5 protein-coding genes are annotated in these 7,304 nt (G+C 70.6%); 2 read left to right on the top strand and 3 right to left on the bottom strand.

Annotated features, from left to right (window positions below; all coding sequences use genetic code 11):
* Positions 1-117 precede the first annotated feature (117 nt).
* From ACFYTE_RS11050 to ppc, 3 genes are all read right to left on the bottom strand, one after another.
* Positions 118-1,470, bottom strand: coding sequence for a glycosyltransferase (locus ACFYTE_RS11050; RefSeq protein ID WP_388707842.1), 1,353 nt, complete (start codon positions 1,468-1,470; stop codon positions 118-120).
* 8 nt (positions 1,471-1,478) lie between these two features.
* Positions 1,479-1,784 carry a hypothetical protein gene (locus ACFYTE_RS11055; RefSeq protein ID WP_388707845.1) on the bottom strand — a complete coding sequence of 102 codons (306 nt, stop codon included), beginning with the start codon at positions 1,782-1,784 and terminating at the stop codon, positions 1,479-1,481.
* 429 nt (positions 1,785-2,213) lie between these two features.
* Entirely contained in the window at positions 2,214-4,946 is a 2,733-nt protein-coding gene (gene ppc / locus ACFYTE_RS11060; RefSeq protein ID WP_388707846.1) for a phosphoenolpyruvate carboxylase, read from the bottom strand.
* A 304-nt stretch (positions 4,947-5,250) separates the two neighbouring features.
* On the opposite strand from ppc, the gene ACFYTE_RS11065 reads away from it, so the two are divergent.
* Entirely contained in the window at positions 5,251-6,261 is a 1,011-nt protein-coding gene (locus ACFYTE_RS11065; protein WP_388707848.1) for an acyl-CoA desaturase, read from the top strand.
* Entirely contained in the window at positions 6,258-6,932 is a 675-nt protein-coding gene (locus tag ACFYTE_RS11070) for a TetR family transcriptional regulator (protein WP_388707851.1), read from the top strand. The genes ACFYTE_RS11065 and ACFYTE_RS11070 overlap by 4 nt, the downstream gene beginning before the upstream one ends.
* Positions 6,933-7,304: the final 372 nt, after the last annotated feature.

Consider the following 7,304-nt stretch of genomic DNA (forward strand, 5'->3'; position numbering starts at 1 on the left):
CCGCTGTGGTCCCCACCCCACGGGCTGCCCGCAGGGGCAGACGCTCCACCCGTCCTTCTCGATCTTGTCCGCGACGCGGTCGGCCTGGGCCAGGGCCATCAGGGTGTGCGTCGCCGCTCATCGGACTGCGCCCCGGTCCAGGGCCAGATCCAGGCATGCTCGCACGCCTTTGGCCTGGGTGTGGACGAACGCAGCGCCGGGGCCATCGCGCTCGGGGCCCTGCTTCGCAACGGTGGTCCGGGAGACCGGCCGCGACTCGTCGAGCAGGGCGGCGGCAATCGATTCCGAGTTCACGCCGGCCAGTCGGACCGCGCGTGGATCGCCGCCGAGCACCGTCTCGAAGGTCGGGATCGGTGAGTGCACGATGCGCGCGGCAGGGTGGGCGAACTCCGAGGCCTCAGCAGCGACCAGGCCGAACGCCTCAAAGCGCGAGGCCAGTACGACCGTGTCCAGCCGGGAGTCGCGCAGTGCCGCGAAGGGCAGGGTCTCATCGAAGTCGTGGCAGACGGTCACTCGCTCGACCGGCAACCTGCTGATCAGGCCGCTGACGGTCTCCAGGTAGGACGGCTCGGTCGTGGCCGTCGGTGCCACGAGCAGCAAGTGGTCGCGGTCGTCCGGGCGCGCCGCCAGCACGCCGCGGAACGCCTCCAGCAGCGCGTCGAAGCCCTTCTGAGGCTTGCACCGGCCCCAGCTGAAGGTGAGCCGGGCGTCAGCGGGAATCTTGCGCAGCACGGCGAGTGCCTGTTCCGAAGGCGGTCGCTGGTACGCGGCGGTGTCGATGACGTTGTGGAAGGGGACCAGGTGGCGTTGCCGCATCCCGTCCCACCCGGCGAGGACGTTTTCGTAGTAGTCGCTGACGTAGCCCACACAACCATCGCGCTCGATGATGTCTGCAATGCCGCGGGCCTCGAACTCGCGGCGCTGCGCACTCAATTCGTCCGGGAAGACGACGCCGAGGCTGTGCGGTACCCAGACAGGCATGATCCGGTCGGCGGAGCGGGTTTGCGGCGAGGGGCCGTTCCCGGCTGTGTCGTCGAGGTCGGAAAGCCTGCCGGCAACTGCCGCGAAGGGCGTGTCATGGAGCAGCGCCAGAACCACATCGTGTTCCGCCGCGAGGTCCAGCAGCCAGTCGGCCGCGGCGGTGGACAGAACCGCCCACTGATCCACGGGGCGGCTCGGATCCGGGCCGACGAACAGCTTGGCGACGTCGCTCCCGTCGGTGAGGGACGGCAATTGCGTGAAGGTGCCGCCGCTGTGGGCGCAGGCTCTGCGCGTAGCTGCGCGTAGATCCGCGCGCAGGTTCACGGCGTCATCGAGCAGCGACCCGCTCGCACACGACAGAGTCCAGGTGTGGCCCGTGTCCGCGAAAGCCTCCGTCAAGATGTGTTCCGCCTGCCGCACGAAGGATCTGACCACGACTCCGACGCCGGAGTAGAGGCTCTGCATGCCGTCGAGCGCGCAGACGGCCACCGCGACCCTCACCGGCCGTGCGCCGAGCCCACCGGCAGCGCTTCGCGATCGGCGGTGGACGTGGATGCGTGCAGACGCGTGATCGCTTCGGTGAAGCGAGCGAACCCGGTGCTGAACTCCTCGACACGGTCGGCAAGCGCGTCCGTCGGTCCACCAGCGGTCTGGATCGTCTGTGGGGAGCAGTACGCGCCGGCGTCGAAGACGGCCGAGACGATGTTGGAGGCGATCGCGAGGTGACTGCGTGGACTGCTCGACGCGGAGGCTAAACGGTCGTCCGCGTCCGCGCTCGCGGCGGGGTTGGGTTCGGGGGCCATGGGTTCCTTCCTTACTGACGCCGATACGGATCAGGTCGCCGGCTCGGGATCGCTCATCGTCTCGCACTATGAGGCCGTGCGCAGGCCGCCGTAGCTGGTGTTCATCCTCATGTGCGGGGGCCCGGCGTCTGCCAGCGGGCTGCTTTCGCCAGGCGCCGACGCGGGCGGAGGCGGCCGGTGATGCGTGGCTCCGCCGCGGCACACATGACCATCGCCGCGTCGGGCGGGCGGCGTCAGGCGGTGGTGCGCAGACCCGCCGCGACGCCACCGCCGACCGCAGGCCCCCGCGACGATCACCGGTCTCCCACACCCGGCCGAAGCCGACCTCGCCCAACTCCCCACCCCACCCAGCCCCAAAACCCCGCCATACGACAGCACCCCCGGCTCGCGGGGAGCGTGCCGGGGGTGTCGTCGGGGGGTGTGGCGGGGTCAGCCTGTGTTGCGCAGGCCCGCTGCGACGCCGTTGACCGTGAGGAGCAGGGCGCGGGAGAGCAGTGGGTCGGGCTGTTCGCCCGCGGTGGCCGCGTCGCGTTGCCGCTTGAGGAGGGTGACCTGGAGGTAGGAGATGGGGTCGAGGTAGGCGTCGCGGATGGCGAAGGTCTGCTTCAGCACCGGCTGGGCGTCGAGCAGTTCGCTCTCGCCGGTGATCCGCAGGACCTCGCGGACCGTCAGGTCGTGTTCGGCGGTGATGGTGTCGAAGACGTGCCGCAGTTCGTCGGACACCAGGGTGTCGACGTAGTGGCGGGCGATCCGCAGATCGGTCTTGGCGAGGGTCATCTCGACGTTGGAGATGAAGTTGCGGAAGAAGTGCCACTGTTCGTGCATTTCGGCGAGGACGGTGTCGAGGCCGGCCTCGCGCAGGGCCTTGAGGCCGGAGCCGACGCCGAACCAGCCGGGGACGATCTGCCGCGACTGGGTCCAGCCGAACACCCAGGGGATGGCGCGCAGTCCGTCGAGCCCGGCCCCGGAGTCGGGGCGGCGCGAGGGCCGGGAGCCGAGGTGCAGGTCGGCGAGCTGGTCGACCGGGGTGGAGGCGAAGAAGTACGCCGGCAGGTCGGGGTCCTCGACGAGTCCGCGGTAGGCGGAGTGCGCGGCGTCGGAGACGACGTCCATGGCGGCGTCCCAGCGGGCGAGCGCCTCCACGGACTGGCGGGGGGCGGTGTGCAGGGCGGATGCCTGGAGGGTGGCGGCGACGGTCAGTTCCAGGTTCTCCCGGGCCAGCGCGGGCACGAGGTACTTGTCGGAGATGACCTCGCCCTGTTCGGTGACCTTGATCTCGCCTTCGAGGGTGCCCCAGGGCTGGGCGAGGATGGCGTCGTGGGAGGGGCCGCCGCCGCGGCCGACGGTGCCGCCGCGGCCGTGGAAGAGACGCAGCCGCACCCCGTAGCGGTGGGCGACGTCGCGCAGCCGGCGCTGGGCGCGGTGGATCTCCCACTGGCTGGTGGTGATGCCGCCGAACTTGGAGGAGTCGGAGTAGCCGAGCATGACCTCCTGGACGTCCCCGCGCAGCGCGACGAGCCGCCGGTAGGACGGGTCGGAGAGCATGTCCTCCAGGATGGTGTCGGCGGCCTTCAGCTCGTCGGTGGTCTCCAGCAGCGGCACGATCCCGATCTTCGCCCAGCCGGCGTGCAGGTCGATCAGGCCGGCCTCGCGGGCGAGGACGGCGGCGGCGAAGACGTCGTCGGCGCCCTGGCACATCGAGATGATGTACGACTCGACGACCTCGGGTCCGAAGACCTCAAGGGCGCGCTTGACGGTCTGGAAGACGCCGAGGGTCTTCGCGCCGGCGGCGTCCACGGGTGCCGGGGTGGGCGCGAGCGGCCGGCGGGAGCGCAGTTCCTTGGCGAGGAGCTTGGCCCGGTACTCGCGGGGCATGTCGGCGTAGCGCCAGGACTCCTCGCCGAGCCGGTCGAAGAGCTGGCCGAGGGCGTGGTGGTGGGCGTCCGCGTGTTCGCGTACGTCCATGGTGGCGAGCTGGAGGCCGAAGGCGGCCAGGGTGCGGATGTTGCGGCCGAGGCGGCCGTCGGCGAACAGGCCGCCGCGGTGTTCCCTGAGGGAGGTCTGGATGAGGCGCAGGTCGGCGAGGAGTTCGGCGGTGCCGAGGTAGTCGCGGCCTGCTTCGTGCGGGGTGCCGGTGGCGAGCCGCTGCTTGGTGTTGACGAGCTTCTGGCGGACGCAGGTGGCCTTGAGCCGGTAGGGCTCCTCGGCGTTGAGCCGCTTGTAGCGGGGGCTGATCTCGGGCAGCAGTTCCAGGTCGGTGCCGAGGGACTGGAGCAGTTCCTCGGTGGCGCCGGTGTAGCGGATGGAGTTGGACAGGAAGCCGCGCAGTTCGTCGATCATCTCCAGGGCGTCGTTGATGCCGTGTTCGTGCTGGAGGATGAGGACGTCCCAGGTGACGTCGGGGGTGACGTTGGGGTTGCCGTCGCGGTCGCCGCCGATCCAGGTGCCGAAGGTGAGCGGCCGGGTGGCGTCGGGGAGGCGGACGCCGACGCGTTCCAGTTCGGCCGTCAGGTCCTCCAGGACGTCGCCGACGGCGCCGGCGTGCAGTTCGTCGAGGTAGTAGATCGCGTTGCGGGCCTCGTCGGCGGGTTCGGGCCGTACGACCCGCAGTTCGTCGGTCTGCCAGACGAGGTCGATGTTCTCGGCGAGCCGGGTGTCGTGGCGGCGCCGGTCGGCCTCGATGACGGGGGTCTCCAGGAGCGCGGCGATGCGCCGGAGCTTGTTGAGGACGGAGCGGCGCGCGGCCTCGGTGGGGTGCGCCGTGAACACGGGGCGAACGTTCAGGTGCTCGACGGTCTGCCGCAGGTGCTCCGGGTCGGCGTCCTTGAGGCGGTCGGCGGTGCGGGCGAGCAGGCTGCCCTCGGCCGCGCGCCGGGCCCGCAGTTCGCGCCCGCGGTGGACCTGTTCGGTGACGTTGGCGAGGTGGAAGTAGGTGGAGAAGGCGCGCACCAGCTTGGCGGCCGTCTCCAGTTCGGTGCCACGCAGCAGCTCGGCGGCGGCTTCGCCGTCCTCGCGGGTGAGGCGGCGGACCCTCTCGACCAGTTCGAGCAGTTCGGGGCCTTCCTGCCTGACCAGGGTCTCGCCGAGGAGGTCACCCAGTCGCCGGATGTCGGCGCGCAGCTCGCTGCTGGTCGTGGTGGTCTGATCGTCGGCACTGCTCACAGGTGCGGCTCCTTGCAGTGTTGAAGCTCGTCCGGGAGGGGAACCCGGTGGTCCGCCGCGCGGCGGGTGGGCCGCATACGGGCGGGACAGCCGGGAAGAAATCAGAGCGGACCGCGCTGTCCGACCGATTCCAAGGATAGGTGTCCATGCGGACGCGCAGGCTCACGGGCTCTTGCCGCCGCAGGCGGCGCTGCCATACTTACGACGCCGTAGGTTACGGAACCGTAGGGAAGCCCAACCGGTCTCCCGCCGGTTCCGGCGGCTCGGTACCCCTCTCGACCCTCGACCCCCCAGGGGACACCCCATGACCACCACCGGTTCCGATGTGATCGACGACGCCCAGAAGGCCACCGACCCGTCTCTCCCGTCCGCCACGCTGGGTGGCGAGCAGAAGCGTTCGATCGAGCAGATCATGCTGCTGCTGTTCATCACCGTCCCCTTCCTCGCGCTGGTCGCGGCGGTGCCGCTGGCGTGGGGCTGGGGGGTCAGCTGGCTGGATCTCGGCCTGCTGGTGTTCTTCTACTTCCTCGGCTGCCACGGCATCACGATCGGTTTTCACCGCTATTTCACCCACGGTTCGTTCAAGGCGAAGCGGCCCCTGCGGATCGCCCTGGCGATCATGGGGTCGCTGGCGGTCGAGGGTCCCCTGGTGCGCTGGGTGGCCGATCACCGCAAGCACCACAAGTTCTCCGACGCGGAGGGCGACCCGCACTCCCCGTGGCGCTACGGGGAGACCGTGCCCGCACTGATCAGGGGCCTGTGGTGGGCTCATATCGGCTGGATGTTCGACGAGGAGCAGACGCCGCAGGACAAGTACGCGCCGGATCTGATCAAGGACGGGGCGATCCGCGCGATCTCCCGCCAGTTCGTGCTGTGGACGATGGTGTCGCTGCTGCTGCCCGCGCTGATCGGCGGTCTGGTCACGATGTCCTGGTGGGGCGCGTGCACGGCGTTCTTCTGGGGGTCACTGGTCCGGGTGGCGCTGCTGCACCACGTGACCTGGTCGATCAACTCGATCTGCCACGCCGTCGGCAAGCGGCCCTTCAAGTCGCGGGACCGTTCGGGCAATGTGTGGTGGCTGGCGGTCCTGTCGTGCGGCGAGTCCTGGCACAACCTGCATCACGCCGATCCGACCTCGGCGCGGCACGGTGTGGAGCGCGGCCAGCTGGACTCCTCGGCGCGGATCATCCGCTGGTTCGAGCTGCTCGGCTGGGCCCACGATGTGCGCTGGCCGTCACGCTCGCGTATCGATTCGCGCCGCAACACCGGGGAAGACGGCTCCCGGCGCGGGACGGAGACCGCGAAGACGGCATGATTGACGCCGTGGCGACCGACTCCAGCACTCCCAGTCCCGACAAGCCGCGGCGAGCGCGTCGCACCCGTATGACCGGTGCCGAGCGCCGCCAGCAGCTGCTGGAGATCGGTCGCACCCTCTTCGCGGCGAAGGGTTTCGAAGGTACCTCGGTGGAGGAGATCGCGGCGAAGGCCGGGGTGTCCAAGCCGGTGGTCTACGAGCACTTCGGCGGCAAGGAGGGGCTGTACGCGGTGGTGGTCGACCGCGAGATGCGGCGCCTGCTGGACATGGTCACCAGCTCGCTCACGGCCGGGCACCCGCGTGAGCTGTGCGAGCAGGCCGCGTTCGCGCTCCTGGACTACATCGAGGAGTACACGGACGGCTTCCGGATCCTGGTCCGCGACTCTCCCATCCCGCAGTCGACGGGCTCCTTCGCGTCTCTCATCTCGGACATCGCCACCCAGGTGGAGGACATCCTGGGCCGCGAGTTCAAGAGCCGCGGTTTTGACCCCAAGCTGGCCCCGCTGTATGCGCAGGCCCTGGTCGGCATGGTCGCGCTGACCGGTCAGTGGTGGCTGGACGTGCGCCGCCCGAAGAAGGCGGAGGTGGCCGCGCACCTGGTGAACCTGGCCTGGCACGGCCTGGACGGCCTGGAACAGAGGCCGCGGCTGATCGGCCACCGCAAGTCCTAGCGGACGGCTCGGCCGGACTCCGGGAACGCCGGCCGGTCGCCGACGGGGTTTCGCGCGGCAGCGCCGACGGCCTGTCGCCCAGGGCGGAGAGGCGCACCGTGGACGGCCTGTCGTCCCGAGCGGGGGCGCGCCGTGGGCGGCCTGCCGTCCCGAGCGGGGGGGCGAGCCGTGGACTGCCGGAGTCTCCATGTCAGTGGCGCGGCAAGCCGTCGCCCCGAGCCGAGGGGCGCGCCATGGACAGCCTGCCGTCCCGAGCGGGGGGGCGAGCCGTGGACTGCCGGAGTCTCCATGTCAGTGGCGCGGCAAGCCGTCGCCCCGAGCAGGAGGGCGCGCCATGGACAGCCTGCCGTCCCGAGCGGGGGGGCGAGCCAT

Source organism: Streptomyces sp. NPDC004629 (assembly GCF_042873595.1).
GTDB lineage: Bacteria > Actinomycetota > Actinomycetes > Streptomycetales > Streptomycetaceae > Streptomyces.

Coding starts and splice junctions, on each gene's coding strand:
- ACFYTE_RS11055 (WP_388707845.1), bottom strand. CDS start 1,784: ATGGCCCCCGAACCCAACCCCGCCGCGAGCGCGGACGCGGACGACCGT.
- ACFYTE_RS11070 (WP_388707851.1), top strand. CDS start 6,258: ATGATTGACGCCGTGGCGACCGACTCCAGCACTCCCAGTCCCGACAAG.
- ACFYTE_RS11065 (WP_388707848.1), top strand. CDS start 5,251: ATGACCACCACCGGTTCCGATGTGATCGACGACGCCCAGAAGGCCACC.